The following is a 20,745-nucleotide window of genomic DNA, read 5'->3' as shown; positions in this document are numbered from 1 at the left end:
CTGAAAAGATGGTGACATGCAGATCGATATTCGCAGGCCCTGGTCATTTTTCGTGTTTCTGGCGGCCGCTTTTTCAGGTGTGATAAGTGGCCCTGCTTCCGCAACGCAGGCACCGGAAGGAACCGGCGGCATCATGGCGCCGGGGCCGGATGTCGAAGCGGCCGTGCAGTCCGAATATGACGGCGTCGTAAAGAAAGGCACGCGCGAGGCTTATGAACGCTTCATCCGTCGCCATCCGGACCATCCGCTGGCGAGGAAGGCACGCGCGGTGATCGACGGCGGAACCCTGCGCTGAGCGCCAATGCGCCTTCGCCGCAGTCTGTATGACCGGTAGCGAAAACTCTTTGCCGAAATAATCAAGTCGAAATGAAACAGGCCCACCACGAATATGGTGGGCCTGTCCTTTGATCATGGCGACAGCGCCTAGTGCAGGATCTGGCTGAGGAACAGCTTGGTGCGCTCGTGCTGCGGATTGTCGAAGAAGGCGGCCGGCTCGTTCTGCTCGACGATCTGGCCCTGGTCCATGAAGATGACGCGGTTCGCCACCTGGCGGGCAAAGCCCATTTCATGGGTGACGCACACCATCGTCATGCCTTCTTCGGCAAGACCGACCATGGTGTCGAGCACTTCCTTGATCATTTCCGGGTCGAGCGCCGATGTCGGCTCGTCGAACAGCATGACGCGCGGATTCATGCAGAGCGAGCGGGCGATCGCCACGCGCTGCTGCTGGCCGCCGGAAAGCTGGCCCGGATATTTATGGGCCTGTTCGGGGATTTTTACCCGCGTGAGGAAGTGCATGGCGACTTCGTCGGCCTGCTTCTTCGGCATCTTGCGCACCCAGATCGGCGCCAGCGTGCAGTTTTCCAGGATCGTCAGATGCGGGAAGAGGTTGAAGTGCTGGAACACCATTCCAACTTCGCGGCGCACTTCGTCGATCTTCTTCAGGTCGTTGGTAAGCTCGATGCCATCGACGAGGATCTTGCCTTTCTGGTGTTCTTCCAGACGGTTGATGCATCGGATCATGGTCGATTTTCCGGAGCCGGAAGGGCCGGCGACGACGATCCGCTCACCGCGCATGACCTTGAGATTGATATCGCGCAGAACATGGAAGTCTCCGTACCACTTGTTCATGTTGACGATTTCAACGGCGACGTCGGTGGACGACACTTCGACTTTTAGCGGCGTGGCTTCGTTTGCCATGAGTTTTCCCCTTATATTTTATCGTTTGTGGCCCTTGTCGAGCTTTCGTTCCATGAACCCTGAATAGCGCGACATGCCGAAGCAGAAAAGCCAGAAAGTGAAACCGGCAAAGACCAGACCCGACAGCGGCGTCACCGGGGAGGCCCAATTGGCGTCGGAAAAGTTCTGGCGAACGATGCCGAGCAGGTCGAACATGCCGATGATGGAAACCAGCGACGTATCCTTGAACAGGCCGATAAAGGTGTTGACGATGCCCGGGATGACCAGTTTCAGAGCCTGCGGCAGGATGATCAGCCGCATCTTCTGCCAATAGCTCAGGCCCAGCGAATCGGCACCTTCCGCCTGGCCTTTGGGGATGGCCTGCAATCCGCCCCGGATAACTTCAGCCATATAGGCCGAGGCAAACATCGACACGCCGATCAGCGCCCGAAGGAATTTGTCGACCGTCATGCCTTGCGGCAGGAACAAGGGAAGCATGACGCTGGCCATGAACAGCACGGTAATCAGCGGAATGCCGCGGACGATCTCGATGAAGATCGTGCAGAACAGCCGGATCACCGGCATGGTCGATCGTCGCCCGAGCGCCAGCGCGATACCGAGCGGCAGCGACACCGCGATCCCGACAAAGGACAGAATGAGCGTCACCATCAGGCCGCCCCAGAGCGGGGTCTCCACATATTCCAGGCCGAGGAACATGCCGCCGATGAGCAGGAAGAAGGCCACGATCGGCAGGACGCCGAACAGGAGGATGGCATTCCATCCCTTGTAGGGAATTTTCGGGATGAGCATCGGAACGAGCAGGGCGACGAACAGAATGCCCACGAGCGCCGGGCGCCAGCGTTCCTCCACCGGATACCGGCCGAAGAGGAACTGGTCGAACTTGGCGCCGACAAAGGCCCAGCATGCGCCGGTCCAGTTTTCCGGCTGTGAACCGCCCTGTGCGACCGTTGCGCAAACGCCGCGGCCGCCCCCCGTCCAGGATGCGTTAATGAACAGCCAGTTGATGACCGGCGGTAGGAACCAGGCAAGCAGCAGCAGCGCCAGGATTGTCAAAACGGCGTCCGACGGTGTGGCGAACAGGTTTTTGCGGGCCCAGGCAATATAGCCTTTTTCAAGTGTCGGGGGAGTGGACGGCTCCAGCATGCTGCTGCGAACGAATTGGGTTGGATATGTGCTCATGGCTTATCTCTCCACCAGTGCCATCTTGGCGTTGAACCAGTTCATGAGCAGCGAGGTCGTCAGGCTGAGCGTCAGATAGACGACGATCCAGATGCTGACGATTTCAACCGCCTGGCCGGTCTGGTTGAGAATGGTTCCGCCGACCGCGACGAGGTCGGCATAGCCGATCGCGATGGCCAGTGACGAGTTCTTCGTGAGGTTGAGATACTGGCTGGTCAGCGGCGGAATGATGATGCGCAGCGCCTGCGGCACGACCACGAGGCGCGTTGTCAAGCCAGGGCGGACGCCCAGGGCATGGGCGGCCTCCGACTGGCCGTGGCTTACGCCGCGGATGCCGGCGCGCACGATCTCTGCAATGAAGGCGGCGGTGTAGAAGGACAGCGCCAGATAAAGCGACAGGAATTCCGGGCCAACGACCATGCCGCCGGTCAGGTTGAATTTTCCGGCGACCGGGATGTCGAAGGAGATCGGCATGCCGGTAACGAAGAAGGTGAGGAGCGGCAGGCCGATGAGCAGGCCAAGCACGGTCCAGAGAAGCGGGAACCGCTGTCCGGTTTCCATCTGCCGTTTGCGGGCAAACTGCGCGATCGCGATGCTGGCGATCACCGCGACGATCAATGCGTAGAGCGTGTACTGCGAATTGGCGTTGAAGACGGGACTGGGAAACGCCAATCCGCGATTGTTCACATAGATATCCATCGGCAGATGCAGCGAATCGCGCGGATGCGGCAGGACGGCGAGAACGCCGGAATACCAGAAGAAGATCACGAGCAACGGCGGGATATTGCGAAACACCTCGACATAGACAAGCGATAGCTTGGCAATCAACCAGTTTTTCGACAGTCGGCCGATGCCGACCAGGAAGCCGATGATCGTCGCGGTGATGATGCCGGTGACGGCGACCAGAATCGTATTGAAGAAGCCGACGAAAAGCGCCCGCCCATAGGTGGAATCGCTCGTGAAGGCGATCAGCGACTGGCCGACATCGAAGCCGGCGCGTCCGTTCAGGAAATCATAGCCCGAGGCGATATTGGCGCGCCTGAGATTTTCGACGGTGTTCGAAGCGACCCAGTATACGAAGGCCGCGAGCAGGATCAGCGTGATCGCCTGGTAGATGATGCCGCGGACTTTCGGGTCGTTTAAAATTGAGCCTGACGGCTTGTCCTTGCCGCGCGCAATGGTGGCGTCAACTGTCATTCAGAGCCTCTTATTCCCCTGTTCGCCCTGTTTCGAGCGATACTTATTTTTGTAAGGAGAAAGCGGCCAAAGCCGCTTTCTCCGTCGTCAAGCGGTCTTAGCGGACCGGAGGAGCGTACTGAATGCCGCCCTTGCTCCACAGCGCATTGAGGCCGCGTTCGATCTTCAGCGGGCTGCTGGCGCCGATATTGCGGTCGAAGATTTCGCCGTAATTGCCGACGGCCTTGATGACCTTGACGGCCCAGTCATTGTCCAGGCCGAGATCGGTGCCAATCTTGGTATCGGCCTCGACGCCGAGGAAGCGCTGGATGTCCGGGTTGGCGGACTTCTTCATTTCTTCCACATTGGCCGTCGTGATGCCGAAATCTTCAGCACCGACCAGCGCATAGTGGACCCAGCTGACAATGTCGAACCACTGGTCGTCGCCCTGGCGGACGGCCGGTCCAAGCGGCTCCTTGGAAATGATTTCCGGCAGGATCATGTGATCGTCCGGTGCGGCCAGCGTCAGGCGCAGCGAATAGAGGCCGGACTGGTCGGTCGTGTAGACGTCGCAACGGCCGGCGTCATAGGCGGCGTTAACCTCTTCGAGCTTTTCAAAGACGACCGGATTGTACTGAAGATTGTTGGCCTTGAAATAGTCGGCCAGGTTCAGTTCCGTCGTCGTGCCGGTCTGGACGCAAACGGCGGCGCCGGACAGTTCGAGTGCGGATTTCACGTTCAGGCTCTTGCGGACCATGAAGCCCTGGCCGTCGTAATAATTGACGGGGCGGAAATTGAAGCCGAGTGCCGTGTCGCGGTTGATGGTCCAGGTCGTGTTACGTGCGAGCACGTCCACTTCGCCCGACTGCAGCGCCGGAAAACGGTCCTTGGCAGAGGTCGGCGTATATTTCACCTTGGTCGCGTCGCCGAAGATCGCTGCGGCAATGGCCTTGCAGTAGTCAACGTCGAAACCGCTCCAGTTGCCCGAAGCATCGGGCGCAGCAAAGCCGGTCAGGCCTGTATTGACTCCGCACTGCAGGAAGCCCTTTGCCTTGACATCGTCGAGCGTAGCCGCGGATGCTGCCTGTGCGCCAATCCCCATGACGGCAGCGCCGATCAGCGCTGTCAGAATCGTTTTTGCCATTTTTAGAACCTTTTTCTGTTATCTTTGTTCTCGTCCCGAACATGCCGCCCGATCAGGGCGCCAGGCGCGGCCCCCGCCACCCTCCTGGCGCGAGTGCCGTCTATCTCATGCCCAAAACAGCGCAGGGTCAAGACGTTGCGCCGATTTTGTGGATTGGACGACATAATTCATCGATGGCGGCCATTTTTTGCTCGTTTTTTCGCCGTCATGCGTGGTTTTCTGATCAAAAAGACGCCAAACGCGATCTTTTATGTTTTGCGCCCGCTTGGAAACAACCCTCTTGACGGTTTCCGATCGTCGGCCGACAACAGCCTGGTGATGTTTCCCGGACGGATTTTCCCATGAATGATAAACTGAATTTCCTCGCGAAGGCGGGCATGAACACGCGTTTGAGCCATATCGGCCACACGCCTTCGGACTATTACGGATTCGTGAATCCGCCCGTCGTACATGCCTCCACGGTGCTGTTTCCAAACGCAAAGACCATGGAGACCCGGGAGCAGAAATACACCTATGGCACGCGCGGCACGCCGACCACCGATGCGTTGTGCGAAGCAATCAACGCGCTGGAGGGCTCGGCCGGCACCATTCTCGTGCCCTCGGGGCTTGCTGCCGTCACCGTGCCCTTTCTCGGCTTCCTGTCTGCCGGGGATCACGCGCTAATCGTCGATTCGGTCTATTTTCCCACGCGGCATTTCTGCGACACGATGCTGAAGCGGCTGGGTGTGAGCGTCGATTACTACGATCCGATGATCGGCGCCGGCATCGAAAGCCTGATCAAGCCGAACACCCGGCTCGTCCATACCGAGGCGCCCGGATCCAATACATTCGAGATGCAGGATATTTCGGCGATTTCCGCCGTGGCCCATCGTCACGGATGCGTGGTGACCATGGACAATACCTGGGCGACGCCGCTCTATTTCAAGCCGCTTGATCATGGCGTCGATATTTCCATCCATGCGGCGACGAAATATCCTTCCGGTCATTCCGATATCCTCATGGGCACCGTTTCGGCCAACGCTGCCCATTGGGAGCAGTTGCAGGAAACCAATATCACGCTCGGCGTCTGCGGTTCGCCTGATGACAGCTACCAGATCCTGCGCGGACTGCGAACCATGGGCGTTCGCCTCGACCGGCATCAGGAAAGCACCTTGACCATCGCGAGATGGCTGGAGCAGCGGGAGGATGTGGCCCGGGTTCTGCATCCTGCCTTGCCGAGTTTTCCGGGACACGCTCTCTGGAAGCGCGATTTCACCGGATCAAGCGGCATATTCTCGATTGTCCTGAAAGCCGAAAGCCCCGACCGCTTCAAGCCGAAGGCGCATGCCTTCCTCGATGCCCTGTCCCTGTTCGGGCTCGGTTATTCCTGGGGCGGCTATGAGAGCCTTGCCGTGCACGTCGGCCTGTCGGATCGCAGGATCTGCAAGGCGCCGACCGAGGGCCCGGTCATTCGCCTTCAGATCGGCCTCGAGGATGTGGCGGACATTCGCCGGGATATCGAGGCCGGCCTTGCGGCGGCGGCAGCCGTCTGAGGTCAGTCGCGCGGCTGATAGCCGTAGAGCCAGTCGAAATCGGCGGCCAGGCTTTCCGGCCGCCGCATCGACAGGACGAGATCGCGGCCAAGCCGGATGGGGCCACGAGCGTGATAGGCAAATCGGTTGAAATCGCCGCGTGCCCGTACTCTCGCGATTCGGCGTTTGCGGTGGGCCGCGAAGGCGGCAAGCGGCTGGCCGTCGGCAACGAAGGCGGCAAGTTCGAACCCGTCCTCGATCGCCATGGCGGCGCCCTGGGCCGCAAACGGCATCATCGCATGGGCCGCGTCGCCGATCAGGACGATGCTTTCGCCCTGGTGCCAGGCACCGTCGCTGACTTCATTGAGCGGCCAGATCGTCGGCTCGACCGCTCCCTTGAGGCAGTCGAGGAGGCGCGGATGCCAGCCTTCAAAAGCGGCAAGCAGTTTTGCGCGGACATCCGCAAGCGACGTATCGGCCGGTTCGGCAGTATCGTGTCCCGCAGTAATGGCGACCAGGTTGAACCGGCCGGATTTCCGCAAGGGATAGACCACGAGATGACAGCCGGGGCCGAGATAGGCGGTTACCTTCGATACGTCGAAAATCGTCGGCGCGTCGGCTTCCCGCAGCGTCAGCCGCCAGGCGATGTTTCCGGAAAACCGCGCATTTCCAGATCCTTGTACGCGGTTTCTCATGGCCGACCAGACGCCATCGGCGCCGATCGTCAGCCGCGGCCTGTCCGCAGAAGGAAGGTCGCCGGATGTCTCGATCGGCGCGCCGAGGTGCAGCCGGCACAGCGGTTCGGCCTTCACGGCATCGAGCAGGACGCGTTGCAGATCCGCCCGATGGAGCACGCCGTAGGGTGCCGCCCAGCGGTGCCGCGCGAATGGGCCTGAAGGAACCGAGGCGAGGGCGCGCAGCGAGGTGCCGGAGACGAGATCGATGCTGGTCGGCTCGCTCCACGCCCGCTCCAACTGCGAAAGCAGCCCGAGCCGGTCAAGAATGCGCGTCGCATTGGGAGACAGTTGCAATCCGGCACCCACCTCGCTCAAGGCCGGCGCCCGCTCGAAAATATCGGTGGCAAAACCCTTGCGGGCGAAGGACAGGGCGGCGGTGAGACCGGCGATGCCGGCCCCGGCAATGGCGACGGACCGCGATTGCGTCATGTCAGCAGAGCCAGCCGTCAGGCCGCCCTGACGTTGAAGGTGCAGCCTTCCGGCAAGGTCTGGTCGGCATGCAGCTTTTCATTGAACCGGTAGAGCGTCGAGCAGTAGGAGCAGACCTTTTCGTTGTCGTCGCCCATGTCGATATAGATATGCGGATGATCGAAAGGTACGGAGGCGCCGGTGCACATGAATTCCTTCACGCCGATCTCGATCACGGCGTGGCCGCCGTCATTCTGGAAATGGGGAATACCGTGCGCGGCCATGTCGTGCTCCAATTGCATCGTCTGGAAGGATCGTCGAATTTCGGCGGCACCATAGAAAGCTTTCCGTCAAAAGTGTAGCAGCAAAGATGCCGCGGACGCCGGTTTTTTGGCTGACCGGGGTTTTCGCGGGCAGATGGGCGTCGTAGGTTCGCCTGAAAAAACCAGGACGCTTCCAATGGATCTGAACCCGCCGCCTTTTTCGAGCTTTTCCCATGAGGGCCTGTCGATCGCCTATTTCGACGAGGGTGATCGCGCCGGCGATCCGATTCTGCTGATTCACGGCTTTGCTTCCAGTGCCAGGGTCAACTGGGTTGCCCCTGGCTGGGTAAAGACATTGGGGGAGGCTGGCTACCGGGTGATCGCCCTCGACAATCGCGGCCACGGCGCGAGTGACAAGCCGCATGATCCCGCCGTCTACCATCCGCCGGCAATGGCCGGCGATGCGGCGGCCCTGCTTGATCATCTCGGGATCGCGCGCACCCACGTCATGGGCTATTCCATGGGCGCGCGCGTCTCGGCCTTCCTTGCGCTTGGCCATCCGCAGCGCGTCCGGTCGCTGATCCTCGGCGGCCTGGGCATCGGCATGGTGACGGGGGTTGGCGACTGGGACCCGATCGCCGAGGCACTGACCGCTCCGTCGCTCGATATGGTCACCCATGAAAGAGGCCGGATGTTCCGTGCCTTCGCCGAGCAGACCCGCAGCGACCGCAAGGCGCTGGCCGCCTGTATTTCGACGTCCAGGGACCTGCTCTCCGCCGATGAGGTCGGCCGGATCGCCGTGCCGACGCTCATCGCTGTCGGCACCAAGGACGATATTGCCGGCTCGGCGCAGGAGCTGGCGGCCCTCATGCCCCATGCCACGGCGCTCGATATTCCCGGCCGCGACCATATGCTTGCGGTCGGCGACCGGGTCTTCAAGAAGGCCGCGCTTGAGTTTTTGGCAAAGGTCGGGCAAGCCTGACCCTCCGTCCCCGAGATCGGCCGCATGACGGCAATTTCAAGCGAACCATTTATATCCAGCGCGAATTGGCCTATATCTGATGGCCAGACGGACCACGAAGGAGAGCGGCGATGGTCGCAAAGACTGATTTACGCCCGATCGAAACCGTGCAGATCATGGATCCGATCTGGGGCAGTCTGCGAGACGAGGCGCGCGCCGCCGCCCAGGCGGATCCTCTGCTCGCGGCCTTTCTCTATTCGACGATCATCAACCAGCGTTCGCTCGAAGACAGCGTCATCTACCGGATCTGCGAACGGCTCGACCATCCCGACCTGCAGGCCAACCTGCTGCGCCAGACCTTTGCCGAGATGCTCGACGACTGGCCGGAATGGGGCGCCATCCTTCGCGTCGATATCCAGGCGGTCTACGATCGCGATCCCGCCTGCACGCGGTTCCTCGAAGCGATCCTCTATTTCAAGGGCTTTCACGCCATCCAGACGCACCGCTTGGCGCACTGGCTGATCGAGCGGGGGCGCCGGGACTTTGCCCTTTACCTGCAAAGCCGCTCGTCGTCGGTTTTCCAGACGGATATCAATCCGGCGGCGCGGATCGGCAAGGGCATATTCCTCGATCATGCCACCGGGCTGGTGGTCGGCGAGACCGCCGTGATTGGCGACAATGTCTCCATCCTGCACGGCGTCACGCTTGGAGGCACCGGCAAGGAAGGCAGCGACCGCCATCCGAAGATCGGCAATGGCGTCTTGATCGGCGCCGGCGCAAAAATCCTCGGTAACATCCATATCGGCCATTGCTCGCGGATTGCGGCGGGCTCGGTGGTGCTCAAGGAGGTTCCACCGAAGACCACGGTCGCCGGGGTTCCCGCCCGCGTGGTCGGCGAAGCCGGCTGTTCGGAACCGTCGCGATCGATGGACCAGACGCTCGTTTCCTTCGAAATCTGATCCACCGGGTTTTGTCGGAAGGCAGGGGTTTACACCTGTCGCGGCCCCGTGCGAGAAGCGGCGCAAATCAAAACCGCCATGGAGAAGTGACTTGAAACCCGAAGAAATCAAAAAGCTCGAAGCCTATTTCAAGCGCACCTTCAACCAGTCGATGGTCATCAAGGCCCGCCCGAAAAAGGATGAATCTGCCGAGGTCTATCTGGGCGACGAGTTCCTGGGCGTCGTTTTCCGCGACGAGGAAGACGGCGAACTGTCCTATAGTTTCTCGATGGCCATCCTGGACATCGATCTCTAGGATCACGGCGCATTCGCGTTCGAAAAACCGAGCCCGGCTTCATTGGAAGGCCGGGTTTTTTATTGGTCTCGGTCGAGAATACGCGGATTTCGGCCGCCGTTTCATCAGCCTGTCACGACAGCGGTGATTATTGCAATGCACGCTAATATTGACTTTATTGTGCATTGCACATAAGCATGGATCCTACCGCTGTCACAAAGGAGCAATCGAATGTTCAATTTCGAAGATGCGAACCGGAAGAGCAAGGAAACGATGGATACGATGCTGAAGAGCTACGCATCGCTGGCGACTGCTTTCCAGGCGATCGCCACGGAAGCCGCCGATTATTCGAAGAAGTCCTTCGAGGACAGCGTTGCCCATATCGAGAAGATCAGCAGCGTCAGGAGCGTCGAGGCGGCGGTCGAGCTGCAGACCGGCTTCGTCAAGTCGGCCTATGAAGGCTATGTCGCCGAAGCCACGAAGATCGGCGAAATGTATGCCGACCTCGCCAAGAACAGCTACAAGCCCTATGAAGCGCCGGCTGCGAAGACGCCGGCATCCGCCAAGGCCGCCGTTGCGGCCTAACGGCCCCCGACTGGAATCCTTCCTTAAAAACCGGCCGTGCCCTGCGCGGCCGGTTTTTTCGTTGCGCGCCGGCAGGATGAGGAGCGAACAGGCCGGGAAAGTCTGTCAATCCCCCGGCTTATGATGCAAATGTGATTGCAGTGCCGGCGAACAGCCTTAAAATCCGAAAAAGAACCACTAGATTATGTTACGAACGGGCCGCGAGATCTTCCGGGGATTTGCGGCTGGACAAGGGAATGAAGTAGAATGATCGCCATGCCGATCCGGATGCAAGACGACAGCGACGGGGATGGGGGCAGTGCCAATCGCGGCACCTCCGTCATTACCCGTACGAAACCGAAGACGAAGAAGCCGAGCCTGTACCGCGTATTGCTTCTGAATGACGATTATACGCCGATGGAATTCGTGATCCATGTGCTGGAGCGGTTTTTCCAGAAGGATCGCGAGGCGGCAACCTTGATCATGCTGCACGTTCACAATCACGGCGTGGGTGAATGCGGCGTTTTCACCTACGAAGTTGCCGAAACCAAAGTGACGCAGGTGATGGATTTTGCGCGCCAGCACCAGCATCCGCTGCAATGCGTCATGGAAAAGAAATGAGGAACTGACGTGCCAACATTTTCGACGAGCCTTGAAAAGGCACTGCACCAGGCTCTGACGCTGGCCAATGAACGGCATCACGAATATGCGACGCTCGAGCATCTGTTGCTGGCGTTGATCGACGATGCCGATGCGGCTGCGGTCATGGGTGCCTGCAACGTCAATCTCGATAGCCTGCGCAAGACGGTATCGGATTATGTCGACAACGAACTCGGCAATCTGGTGACCGGCTATGACGAGGATTCCAAGCCGACGGCGGGCTTCCAGCGCGTCATCCAGCGCGCGGTGATCCATGTCCAGTCGTCCGGCCGCGAAGAGGTGACGGGGGCGAATGTGCTTGTGGCGATCTTCGCCGAGCGCGAGAGCCATGCCGCCTATTTCCTGCAGGAGCAGGAGATGACCCGCTACGATGCGGTTAATTTCATTTCGCACGGCATCGGCAAGCGCCCCGGCGTTTCCGAAGCGCGGCCGCCACGTGGCGCCGACGAGCCGGATTCCGACCAGAAGGCCTCGCGCGAACAGGACGAGAGCAGCCCGAAGAAGCCGCAGGATGCGCTTACCGCCTATTGCGTGAACCTGAACGAGAAGGCCAAGGTCGGCAAGATCGATCCGCTGATCGGCCGCCACGCCGAGGTCAATCGCACCATCCAGATTCTTTGCCGCCGCTCTAAGAACAATCCGCTCTATGTGGGTGATCCCGGCGTCGGCAAGACGGCGATCGCCGAGGGGCTCGCCAAGCGCATCGTCGAGAAGAAGGTGCCCGAGGCACTGCAGGACGCGACGATCTTCTCGCTCGACATGGGCACGCTGCTGGCCGGCACCCGCTATCGCGGCGATTTCGAGGAGCGCCTGAAGCAGGTCGTCAAGGAACTCGAGGAATATCCGGGCGCCGTGCTGTTTATCGACGAGATCCATACGGTGATCGGCGCCGGTGCGACCTCCGGCGGCGCCATGGACGCGTCCAATCTCCTGAAGCCGGCCTTGTCTTCCGGTGCGATCCGCTGCATCGGCTCGACCACCTACAAGGAATACCGCCAGTTCTTCGAAAAGGACCGGGCGCTCGTCCGTCGCTTCCAGAAGATCGACGTCAACGAGCCGACGATCAATGATGCCATCGCCATCATGAAGGGGCTGAAGCCCTATTTCGAAGACTATCACAAGCTGAAATACTCGAACGACGCCATCAAGTCGGCGGTCGAGCTTTCGGCACGTTACATCAATGACCGCAAGCTGCCTGACAAGGCGATCGACGTGATCGACGAGACCGGTGCCGCTCAGATGCTGCTGCCGGCCAACAAGCGCCGCAAGCTGATCACCGAGAAGGAAATCGAAGCAACGATCGCGACGATGGCCCGCATCCCGCCGAAAACCGTGTCCAAGGACGACGAGGCCGTTCTCGCCAACCTGGAAAAGGAGTTGCGCTCGGTCGTCTATGGCCAGGATCTGGCGATCGAGGCGCTTGCTTCGGCGATCAAGCTGGCGCGGGCTGGCCTGCGCGAGCCGAACAAGCCGATCGGTTCCTATGTCTTCTCCGGCCCGACCGGCGTCGGCAAGACCGAGGTTGCCAAGCAACTCGCCGCCTCGCTCGGCGTGGAACTCCTGCGCTTCGATATGTCGGAATATATGGAGCGCCATACGGTCTCGCGCCTGCTCGGAGCACCTCCCGGCTATGTCGGCTTCGACCAGGGCGGGCTGTTGACGGATGGGATCGACCAGCACCCACATTCCGTGCTGTTGCTGGACGAGATCGAGAAGGCGCATCCCGATCTGTTCAACATCCTGCTGCAGGTCATGGATCACGGCTCGCTGACCGATCACAACGGCAAGAAGGTCGATTTCCGCAATGTCATTCTGATCATGACCACCAATGCCGGTGCCTCCGACATGGCCAAGGCCGCCATAGGCTTCGGCTCGGCCAAGCGCGAAGGCGAGGATATCGAGGCGCTGAACCGGCTGTTCACGCCGGAATTCCGCAACCGCCTCGATGCGGTGATCCCGTTCGGCTCGCTGCCGACGCCGGTCATCCATCAGGTCGTGCAGAAATTCGTCATGCAGCTTGAAACGCAGCTTGCCGAACGCAATGTCACCTTCGACCTGCATCAGGACGCGATCGCCTGGCTTGCCGAAAAGGGCTATGACGAAAAGATGGGCGCGCGGCCACTGGCGCGCGTCATCCAGGAGAACATCAAGAAGCCGCTGGCCGATGAAATCCTCTTCGGCAAGCTGAAGAAGGGCGGCGTGGTCAAGGTGACGGTGGGCGACAAGCCGGACGGCGCGAAGGGCCTGCAGCTCGATTATGTGGCCGAGACGGTGCCGATCAAGCCGAAGGCGGAGGTCGTCACACCGGTGAGGAAGCCGCCGAAGGCCAAGGCCAAGGCGAAAGAGATGGAAACCGTTGGCGCCGAGCGCGAAAGCCAGGCCAAGGCGAAAAAGCCGTCCAAATCGGCTGCAAGCGACGAGCCGGCCGGTGCCGCGGCACCGGAGCCCCGCAAGGGGCGGACGGTTCCCAAGGTGCCGCGCAAGAAATAGGCGCTGTCAAAGAAATACGCAGTGCCGGGCGGAATGGCCCGGCACTGTTTTTTTGTGACATGAACCAGCGGATGATGTGATGAACGACGGCCAGACGATCGGTTCGACGCGAGCCTGGTTCCTGGCCGGCATGAGGGGCATTTTCAGCCTGCCCGCCGCCATCCTGATGCTGTCCTTCGTCGGCTTCTGTGCCTATACTGTCCAGGCCGGAATACCCGTGGCCGAGGTCGTGTTCATGACTGGCATCGTCTGGGCGCTGCCGGCCAAGGTCATTCTCGTCAGTTCCATCGTCAGCAATGCCAACCTGGCAACCGCCTTCATTGCCGTCACGCTGTCGTCGATCCGCCTGATGCCGATGGTGGCGGCACTGGTGCCGGAAATCCGCACAGCTAAAACCCCGACCTGGCTGCTGCTAGCGCTCTCGCATTTCGTGGCGATCACCGCCTGGGTCTTTGCCATGGACCGGCTGCAGACGGTGCCGCGCGAGCGGCGGATCGCGTTTTTTGCAGGCTTCGGCATCACGCTCGTCGCGACCAATATGGTGCTTGTGGGCGTGATGTACCATTTCGTCGCCGAGTTTCCGCCGCTTGTCGCCGGCTGCCTGTTCTTCCTGACTCCGGTTTATTTTCTCACCTCGATCTGGAACTCGGCCCGCCATCCGGTGGTCTATGCCGCGCTGGCCGCCGGCCTCGTCACGGGGCCGGTGGTCTACTGGTTCGCGCCGGAATTCGACATACTGGCGGCCGGTCTTGGCGGCGGCACGCTTGCCTGGCTTGCCGAGCGCAACTGGCGGCAGCGCAAGGGACGGCACGCATGACCGCGTTCGAGGCCTGGTGGCCCTATCTCTTCATCGTCATTGCCGGATGGCTGGCGACCGATCTCTGGCGCTGGCTCGGCGTATTGGCCGGAAATAGGTTGAAGGAAGGCTCCGAGCTATTGAACTGGGTGAGGGCGGTGGCGACGGCGCTGGTGGCCGGCGTCATCGCGCGGCTGGTCCTCTTTCCAACAGGCGTTCTTGAACAATCGCCGCTCTGGCTGCGCATCGGCGCTGTCGTCGTCGGAGGATTGGCCTTCTTTCTCGGCCGCCAGAAACCCGTCATCGGCATCGCGACGGCGGTCGCCGTTCTGGCGGCGGGGCTTTACGCGCTCGGTTTCTGATCGACGAGCCTGTCAGCCGGCGAGCGCACGCCTCAGCTTTTCAGCATTTGCCGCAAGGATTTCACCGTCTTCCATCTTGCCCGAATGGGGTTTGAGCGCGATGCCCTCGTGCCGGGGGAGAACATGGAAGTGAAGATGGAACACCGACTGGCCGGCGGGCGCTTCGTTGAACTGCATCACCGTCACCCCATCCGCCTCGAAAGCCGCCTTCGCCGCAACCGCGATTTTCTGGACGACGCCGATCAGGTGGCCAAGAACAGCCGGGTCGGCATCGAGAAGATTGCGGGAAGCGGCTTTCGGAATGACCAGGACATGGCCTTGCGCCTGCGGCATCACATCCATGAAGGCGAGCGTGTCGTCGTCCTCATGGACCTTGTGGGCGGGAATTTCGCCGCGCAGGATCTTGCCGAAAATATTGTTGCTGTCATAGATCGCGGTGTTCATCTCGCTCTGTCCTCCGGAAAATAGCTCTTGGGGCTCATTCGTCGCTCTCCTGGCGCTCGCCTTTGCGGAAAGGACTGTGCTCGGCGAGAATATCGCCGATCTGCTCAACTTCCAGCCGCTCACGCTCGAGATAATCGGCCACGGCCCGTTTCAGGCCGGGATGGGCGATGTAATGGGCCGAGTGTGTCGTGACCGGCAGATATCCACGCGCCAGCTTGTGTTCGCCCTGGGCGCCGGCTTCCACGCGGTCCAACCCCTTGGCGATCGCGAAATCCACGGCCTGATGGTAGCAGACCTCGAAATGCAGGAAGGGGTGATCCTCGATCGCGCCCCAGTGGCGGCCGTAGAGCGCGTCGCTACCGATGAAATTGATCGCGCCGGCGATATAGCGCCCATTTCGCCTGGCCATGACCAGCAGGATATCGTCGGCCATGCGCTCGCCGATCAGCGAATAGAAGGCGCGGGTGAGGTAGGGCCGGCCCCATTTGCGGCTGCCGGTATCCATGTAGAAGGCGAAGAACTGGTCCCAGATGTCTTCCGTCAGGTCCTTGCCCGTCAGCCAGTCTATGGTGATGCCGTTTTCGAGGGCCGCCCGGCGCTCCTTCTTCAGCGCCTTGCGCTTGCGCGAGGCCAAAGTCTCGAGGAAATCGTCATGCGAGCCATAGCTGCGGTTGAGAAAATGAAACTGCTGGTCGGTCCGGTGCAGGAAGCCGGCCTGTTCGAAGGTCGCAATTTCGTCTTCCGGCAGGAAGGTCACATGCGCCGATGATACGCCATGACGCCGCGCCAGTTCCTGGAGACCGGCGGCGAGCGAATGGCGGACCATGGTTTGATCGGCCCCGATGGCACTCAGCAATCTTGGCCCGGTCGCCGGGGTGAACGGCACCGAAGACTGCAGTTTCGGGTAATAGTTCCCACCGGCCCGCTCGAGCGCGTCGGCCCAGCCGTGGTCGAAGACATATTCACCCTGGCTGTGGTTCTTCAGGTAGGAGATAAGCCCGCCGGCAAGACCGCCGTCACCGTCCTCCATCAGGAGATGCTGGCCGAGCCAGCCCGTCTCGGCGGTTGCCGAACCGGACTCCTCCAGCGCGGACAGATAGGCATGCGAGATGAAGGGATTGTAGAGCCCGCCGGGCTGGCCCTTGGCAGTCCCGCCCAAGCGGCCCCAGTGTTCCTTCGAAATATCCCGGAAGGACGTTTCGATACGGATTTTGACCTCGCCTGTCATTCTCTAAGCGATAAGCCTTTCCTTCGGATCAAAACCCTCGAAGGTCATCTGATCTGCATGGCTGAACGTGTGATCGACCGCGGCCTGGTCGCGGACGGTCCAGGTGATCACCGGCCGGCCGAGCGCCCTCTGCCGGTCGATGAACGGATTTGGCAGATGGCCGTAGAAATAGGAGATGAAATCGAGGCCAAGCTGCATCGCCTGCTCGTGCACCTCGAAATTCTCGGGCCGGTTGCCCTCCGCCGTCAGGCCGATCGGGCAGGGCGGGTCGAGGTCCTTCAAATCCTTGAGGAGCCAGTGGTCGAAGCTCATCAGGGCAACGGGGCCATCGTAGTTTTCCAGCGTCTCCACCACAGCATCGGCAAAGCCATCGTCATCGCCCTTGCGGCCCTTCAATTCCAGGACCAGCGGCACGCGGCCCTTGACCAGCCTGAGAAGCTGGCCGAGCGTCGGCACCTTGTCGGCGGTGCCGCCGACGGCGACAAGGCCGAGTTCGCCGGCCGTATTGGCGCGGATATCGCCCTTGATGCCGCAGAGCCGCTGCATGTCGTCATCATGAAAGACCACCGGCACGCTGTCGGCGGTATATTGCAGGTCGCATTCAATGGCGAAACCGTGCTCGACCGCCCGGGAAAAGGCCGAGAGGGTGTTTTCCCAGATGCCACGGTTGACGTCATGGTAGCCGCGATGGGCGATCGGCTGCGCCGTCAGCCAGGACAGGTCTTTCATGATCAATTCCGTTATGCGATTTCGATCACCGCGTCGACTTCGACGGCGGCATTGAAGGGCAGGGAGGCCATTCCGACGGCGGCCCGGGCATGGATGCCAGCGTCGCCCAGAACCTTGGCGATCAGGTTGGAAGCGCCGTTCATGACGAGATGCTGTTCGATGAAGCTCGGCGCCGAGGCGATGAAGCCGTTGAGCTTGACGATGCGGCGGATGCGCGAGAGATCGCCGCCGAGCGCCGCCTTTGCCTGGGCGAGAATGTTGATGGCGCAGAGTTCCGCGGCGCGCTGGCCCGTGGCCACATCGACGCCATCGCCGAGATGGCCGGTGATGGCGATCTTGCCGTTCTCCATCGGCAATTGCCCGGACACATAAAGATGCACCCCGCTGATGACGAAGGGGACATAATTGGCTGCGGGAGCGGCTGCCTGCGGCAGGGTGATTCCCATTTCCTTGATGCGTGCTTCGATCTCTGCGGACATGATATCTCCGGTCATTATTGTGTTTTCTCACCAAATGCTGCATGCAAAGCATGAATCATGAAGTGGTCATATGCCGCTCCGCGCTCATCTATGCCTCGCTTTCGCCGGATGTGTTCTTATAGCATTGGTGGCGAGTCCAACAGGAGGAAACGGATGTTTCGTTCAGGCTTTGCCCATGCCATTCTGGCGGGGCTGTGTTTTTCGAGCCTGCCTGCCGGCGGCGTTTCCGCTGCATCGGCCAGCATCCTGGTGCCGCACCGCGCGGTCTACGACCTCGAATTGAGGGATGCCTCAGAGCGGTCGGGAATTTCCGGAATGTACGGGCGCATGGTCTATGAATTCAACGGCTCGGCCTGCGAGGGTTATACCGTCAGTTTCCGCTTCGTCACCAAGGTCGATACCGGCGACGAGATCAAGCTGACCGATCAGCAGACGACCACATACGAAGACCTGAAGACCGGCAATTTCCGTTTCCTGACGCGGTCATTCACCGACGAGAAGCTGGACAAGGAAGTGCGCGGCTCGGCCCATGAAGCGAAGGCCGGCGTCACCGTCGACCTGACCTCGCCGGACAAGAAACAGATCGATCTCGCCCAGAGCCTGTTTCCGACCGAGCATATGCTCGAAGTGATCGAGCGGGCGAAGAAGGGCGAAAGGCTGTTCGAATCGCGTATCTTCGACGGCTCCGATTCGGGCGACAAGACGCTGATCACCACGACCCTGGTCGCCAAGTTGCAGAAGCCGGCTGCCGACGATGCCGATGCCGGCAAGGCCGGCACCATGGCGGCAAAACCCTACTGGCCAGTGACGATCTCCTATTTCAACGACGAGGCGACAGGCGACGCCGTGCCGATCTACCGCATGGAGTTCAAGCTCTATGAAAACGGTATCACCCGCGACCTGACGATGGATTACGGCGATTTCGTCCTGAGCGGCAAGCTGGCCGACCTCGAAATGTTCCAGCAGGGCGACTGCAAGTAACGCTCTTTCTGCCACCTCCCGGTATTTCGCCTTCCTGCCCTTGATTTATCGGGCGGCAGGGGGTATGGGCAGCACATTCCACACGTAAGGTTTGGGGCCATCCGGGAGAAATCCGGACAGTTCCACCCGGTGGCACTTTCGAAGAAAGTGCTGTTTGCCTTGCGGAGGTTCAACCGGAAAAGGAGAAAAGGCATGGCATTGCCTGATTTTAGCATGCGCCAGCTTCTGGAAGCTGGTGTTCACTTCGGTCACCAGACCCATCGCTGGAACCCGAAAATGAAGCCGTATATCTTCGGCGATCGTTCCAACGTTCACATCATCGATCTCGCACAGACCGTTCCGCTTCTGTCGCGCGCCCTTCAGGTCGTCAGCGACACGGTTGCCAAGGGCGGCCGCGTTCTGTTCGTCGGCACCAAGCGCCAGGCGTCCGAAATCATCGCCGATGCTGCCAAGCGTTCGGCTCAGTATTACGTCAATGCCCGCTGGCTCGGCGGCATGATGACCAACTGGAAGACGATTTCGAACTCGATCCAGCGCCTGCGCAAGCTCGACGAAATCCTCGCTTCGGAAGGCTCCGGCTATTCCAAGAAGGAACGCCTGAACCTCGAGCGCGAACGCGAAAAGCTCAACCGCGCTCTTGGCGGTATCCGTGACATGGGCGGCGTGCCGGACCTGATGTTCATCATCGATACCAACAAGGAATCGATTGCGATCGAAGAAGCCAAGCGTCTCGGCATCCCGGTCGTGGCGATCATCGATTCGAACTGCGATCCGGACCAGATCGACTTCCCGATCCCCGGCAACGACGATGCGTCCCGCGCCATCTCGCTCTATTGCGACCTGGTTTCGCGCGCAGCGCTCGACGGCATCGCCCGTCAGCAGAGCTCGTCGGGCCGCGATCTCGGCGCCGCTTCCGACCTGCCGCTTGAGCCGGCTCTCGAAGAAGTCGCTGCCGAAGCCTGATAAGGCCGGACGGCGGGCCTGCCCGCCGCTCCACTCGATATAATCAGGACGAGGCCGTTTACGACTGAAAATGTGAACGGCCTTGTTCTTTTGCATCCGGCCGACCCCAAGCGGCGGTCGTTACGATGCGCATCGCCGGGATGGAACATTTCATCGCGGCGTCACATTCAGGGGTCATGCCCTGCCACATCCTCCTGGTATCGCGCCGGCTTTCTGGCAGCGCACCAGCCGAACAAACGAAGAGGCAAAAAAGATGAGCGTTACTGCAGCAATGGTGAAGGAACTGCGCGAAAAGACCGGCGCAGGCATGATGGATTGCAAGAAGGCACTCGGCGAAACCAATGGCGACATGGAAGCGGCGATCGACTGGCTGCGCGCCAAGGGCATTGCCAAGGCCGACAAGAAGTCCGGCCGTGCCGCCGCCGAAGGTCTGATCGGGATCGCAGCCAAGGGCACCAAAGCTGTCGTCATCGAGCTTAACTCGGAAACCGACTTCGTCGCCCGCAACGACGCCTTCCAGGATCTCGTGCGCGGCGTCGCTGCCGTCGCCGTCGATACCGATGGCACCGTGGAAGCAATCGGCGCAGCTAACTATCCGGCCACCGGCAAGTCGGTCTCCGACACGGTCACCGATGCGATCGCCACCATCGGCGAGAACATGTCGCTTCGTCGCGCAGCCCTTCTCTCCGTCGAGGACGGCGTGGTCGCCACCTACATCCACAACTCCGTTGCCGACGGCCTCGGCAAGCTCGGCGTTCTCGTCGCGCTGAAGTCGACCGGCGACAAGGAAGCCCTGAACGCCATCGGCCGCCAGGTCGCCATGCACATTGCCGCGACCAACCCGCTGGCAATCCGTTCGACCGAAGTCGATGCCACCGTCGCCGAGCGCGAACGCAACATCTTCATCGAACAGTCCCGCGCCTCCGGCAAGCCGGACAACATCATCGAGAAGATGGTCGAAGGCCGCATGCGCAAGTTCTTCGAGGAAGTCGCGCTTCTGTCGCAGGCTTTCGTGATGAACCCGGACCTCACTGTCGAAGCGGCCGTCAAGGAAGCTGAAAAGACCGTCGGCGCGCCGATCGAGGTGACCGGCATGGCCCGCCTCCTGCTCGGCGAAGGCGTCGAGAAGGAAGAGAGCGACTTCGCAGCCGAAGTGGCCGCTGTCGCCAAGGGTTGATTTTTTCATCCTGATTTGGAAAACCATGGGGCATCGCGTGACAACGCGGTGCCCTTCGTG

The 20,745-nt window shown here is 60.8% G+C and carries 23 protein-coding genes; 13 read left to right on the top strand and 10 right to left on the bottom strand.

Annotated features, from left to right (window positions below; all coding sequences use genetic code 11):
- Window positions 1–16 precede the first annotated feature (16 nt).
- Window positions 17–295 carry a hypothetical protein gene (locus tag ASD31_RS15515; protein ID WP_056335481.1) on the top strand — a complete coding sequence of 93 codons (279 nt, stop codon included), beginning with the start codon at window positions 17–19 and terminating at the stop codon, window positions 293–295.
- Between the two features lie 128 nt (window positions 296–423).
- On the opposite strand, the gene ASD31_RS15510 is transcribed toward ASD31_RS15515, so the two are convergent.
- From ASD31_RS15510 to ASD31_RS15495, 4 genes are all read right to left on the bottom strand, one after another.
- Entirely contained in the window at window positions 424–1,200 is a 777-nt protein-coding gene (locus tag ASD31_RS15510) for an amino acid ABC transporter ATP-binding protein (RefSeq protein ID WP_056335478.1), read from the bottom strand.
- Between the two features lie 18 nt (window positions 1,201–1,218).
- Window positions 1,219–2,379, bottom strand: coding sequence for an amino acid ABC transporter permease (locus ASD31_RS15505; RefSeq protein ID WP_056335477.1), 1,161 nt, complete (start codon window positions 2,377–2,379; stop codon window positions 1,219–1,221).
- Window positions 2,380–2,382: 3 nt separating this feature from the next.
- Window positions 2,383–3,576: an amino acid ABC transporter permease gene (locus ASD31_RS15500; RefSeq protein WP_056335473.1), complete on the bottom strand. Its 1,194-nt coding sequence runs from the start codon at window positions 3,574–3,576 to the stop codon at window positions 2,383–2,385.
- 97 nt (window positions 3,577–3,673) lie between these two features.
- Window positions 3,674–4,699 (bottom strand): amino acid ABC transporter substrate-binding protein, encoded by a 1,026-nt coding sequence (locus ASD31_RS15495; RefSeq protein WP_056335469.1) that lies wholly within the window; start codon window positions 4,697–4,699, stop codon window positions 3,674–3,676.
- Window positions 4,700–5,040: 341 nt separating this feature from the next.
- On the opposite strand from ASD31_RS15495, the gene ASD31_RS15490 reads away from it, so the two are divergent.
- Entirely contained in the window at window positions 5,041–6,231 is a 1,191-nt protein-coding gene (locus ASD31_RS15490; protein WP_056335466.1) for a cystathionine beta-lyase, read from the top strand.
- A gap of 2 nt (window positions 6,232–6,233) precedes the next feature.
- Here ASD31_RS15490 and ASD31_RS15485 read toward each other — a convergent pair whose 3' ends face one another.
- Both ASD31_RS15485 and ASD31_RS15480 read right to left on the bottom strand, forming a co-directional pair.
- The gene (locus ASD31_RS15485) at window positions 6,234–7,376 is read right to left on the bottom strand and encodes an FAD-dependent monooxygenase (RefSeq protein WP_056335463.1); all 1,143 of its coding nucleotides are present in this window, start codon (window positions 7,374–7,376) and stop codon (window positions 6,234–6,236) included.
- Between the two features lie 17 nt (window positions 7,377–7,393).
- Window positions 7,394–7,639: a zinc-finger domain-containing protein gene (locus ASD31_RS15480; RefSeq protein ID WP_056335460.1), complete on the bottom strand. Its 246-nt coding sequence runs from the start codon at window positions 7,637–7,639 to the stop codon at window positions 7,394–7,396.
- A 175-nt stretch (window positions 7,640–7,814) separates the two neighbouring features.
- Here ASD31_RS15480 and ASD31_RS15475 point away from each other — a divergent pair, with 175 nt between their 5' ends.
- From ASD31_RS15475 to ASD31_RS15440, 8 genes are all read left to right on the top strand, one after another.
- A complete protein-coding gene (locus tag ASD31_RS15475; RefSeq protein WP_056335455.1) occupies window positions 7,815–8,600 on the top strand; it encodes an alpha/beta fold hydrolase in 786 nt (261 codons plus the stop codon).
- A 110-nt stretch (window positions 8,601–8,710) separates the two neighbouring features.
- The gene (gene cysE, locus ASD31_RS15470) at window positions 8,711–9,538 is read left to right on the top strand and encodes a serine O-acetyltransferase (protein ID WP_056335452.1); all 828 of its coding nucleotides are present in this window, start codon (window positions 8,711–8,713) and stop codon (window positions 9,536–9,538) included.
- Window positions 9,539–9,629: 91 nt separating this feature from the next.
- The gene (locus tag ASD31_RS15465; RefSeq protein WP_056335449.1) at window positions 9,630–9,833 is read left to right on the top strand and encodes a DUF3126 family protein; all 204 of its coding nucleotides are present in this window, start codon (window positions 9,630–9,632) and stop codon (window positions 9,831–9,833) included.
- 210 nt (window positions 9,834–10,043) lie between these two features.
- Window positions 10,044–10,397 (top strand): phasin family protein, encoded by a 354-nt coding sequence (locus ASD31_RS15460; protein ID WP_056335447.1) that lies wholly within the window; start codon window positions 10,044–10,046, stop codon window positions 10,395–10,397.
- Between the two features lie 246 nt (window positions 10,398–10,643).
- Window positions 10,644–10,997 carry an ATP-dependent Clp protease adapter ClpS gene (gene clpS, locus ASD31_RS15455; RefSeq protein WP_056335444.1) on the top strand — a complete coding sequence of 118 codons (354 nt, stop codon included), beginning with the start codon at window positions 10,644–10,646 and terminating at the stop codon, window positions 10,995–10,997.
- A gap of 9 nt (window positions 10,998–11,006) precedes the next feature.
- Window positions 11,007–13,526 carry an ATP-dependent Clp protease ATP-binding subunit ClpA gene (gene clpA / locus ASD31_RS15450; RefSeq protein WP_056335441.1) on the top strand — a complete coding sequence of 840 codons (2,520 nt, stop codon included), beginning with the start codon at window positions 11,007–11,009 and terminating at the stop codon, window positions 13,524–13,526.
- A 79-nt stretch (window positions 13,527–13,605) separates the two neighbouring features.
- Window positions 13,606–14,343: an AzlC family ABC transporter permease gene (locus ASD31_RS15445; RefSeq protein WP_056335438.1), complete on the top strand. Its 738-nt coding sequence runs from the start codon at window positions 13,606–13,608 to the stop codon at window positions 14,341–14,343.
- Window positions 14,340–14,684, top strand: coding sequence for an AzlD domain-containing protein (locus ASD31_RS15440; RefSeq protein WP_056335435.1), 345 nt, complete (start codon window positions 14,340–14,342; stop codon window positions 14,682–14,684). The genes ASD31_RS15445 and ASD31_RS15440 overlap by 4 nt, the downstream gene beginning before the upstream one ends.
- 12 nt (window positions 14,685–14,696) lie before the next feature.
- Here ASD31_RS15440 and ASD31_RS15435 read toward each other — a convergent pair whose 3' ends face one another.
- Genes ASD31_RS15435 through ASD31_RS15420 form a run of 4 tightly spaced genes read right to left on the bottom strand, consistent with a single transcriptional unit; the run spans window position 14,697 to window position 17,564 of the window.
- The gene (locus ASD31_RS15435; RefSeq protein WP_056335432.1) at window positions 14,697–15,128 is read right to left on the bottom strand and encodes an HIT family protein; all 432 of its coding nucleotides are present in this window, start codon (window positions 15,126–15,128) and stop codon (window positions 14,697–14,699) included.
- 34 nt (window positions 15,129–15,162) lie between these two features.
- The gene (locus tag ASD31_RS15430) at window positions 15,163–16,356 is read right to left on the bottom strand and encodes a GNAT family N-acetyltransferase (protein WP_056335430.1); all 1,194 of its coding nucleotides are present in this window, start codon (window positions 16,354–16,356) and stop codon (window positions 15,163–15,165) included.
- Between the two features lie 3 nt (window positions 16,357–16,359).
- Window positions 16,360–17,085 carry a glycerophosphodiester phosphodiesterase gene (locus tag ASD31_RS15425; RefSeq protein ID WP_056335428.1) on the bottom strand — a complete coding sequence of 242 codons (726 nt, stop codon included), beginning with the start codon at window positions 17,083–17,085 and terminating at the stop codon, window positions 16,360–16,362.
- An 11-nt stretch (window positions 17,086–17,096) separates the two neighbouring features.
- Window positions 17,097–17,564 carry a RidA family protein gene (locus tag ASD31_RS15420; RefSeq protein ID WP_056335850.1) on the bottom strand — a complete coding sequence of 156 codons (468 nt, stop codon included), beginning with the start codon at window positions 17,562–17,564 and terminating at the stop codon, window positions 17,097–17,099.
- 153 nt (window positions 17,565–17,717) lie between these two features.
- Between ASD31_RS15420 and ASD31_RS15415 the strand changes: the two genes are divergently transcribed.
- The 3 genes from ASD31_RS15415 to tsf all read left to right on the top strand — a co-directional run bounded on the left by ASD31_RS15415 (window position 17,718) and on the right by tsf (window position 20,685).
- Complete coding sequence (locus tag ASD31_RS15415; protein ID WP_056335425.1) at window positions 17,718–18,545, top strand: cell envelope integrity EipB family protein; 828 nt, start codon at window positions 17,718–17,720, stop codon at window positions 18,543–18,545.
- A 192-nt stretch (window positions 18,546–18,737) separates the two neighbouring features.
- Entirely contained in the window at window positions 18,738–19,508 is a 771-nt protein-coding gene (rpsB, locus tag ASD31_RS15410) for a 30S ribosomal protein S2 (RefSeq protein ID WP_056335423.1), read from the top strand.
- 253 nt (window positions 19,509–19,761) lie between these two features.
- Window positions 19,762–20,685: a translation elongation factor Ts gene (tsf, locus tag ASD31_RS15405; RefSeq protein WP_056335418.1), complete on the top strand. Its 924-nt coding sequence runs from the start codon at window positions 19,762–19,764 to the stop codon at window positions 20,683–20,685.
- Window positions 20,686–20,745 lie beyond the last annotated feature (60 nt).

The organism is Rhizobium sp. Root482 (assembly GCF_001426565.1).
Taxonomy (GTDB): Bacteria; Pseudomonadota; Alphaproteobacteria; order Rhizobiales; family Rhizobiaceae; genus Pararhizobium.
This window is presented reverse-complemented; position numbering and strand designations above follow the sequence as displayed.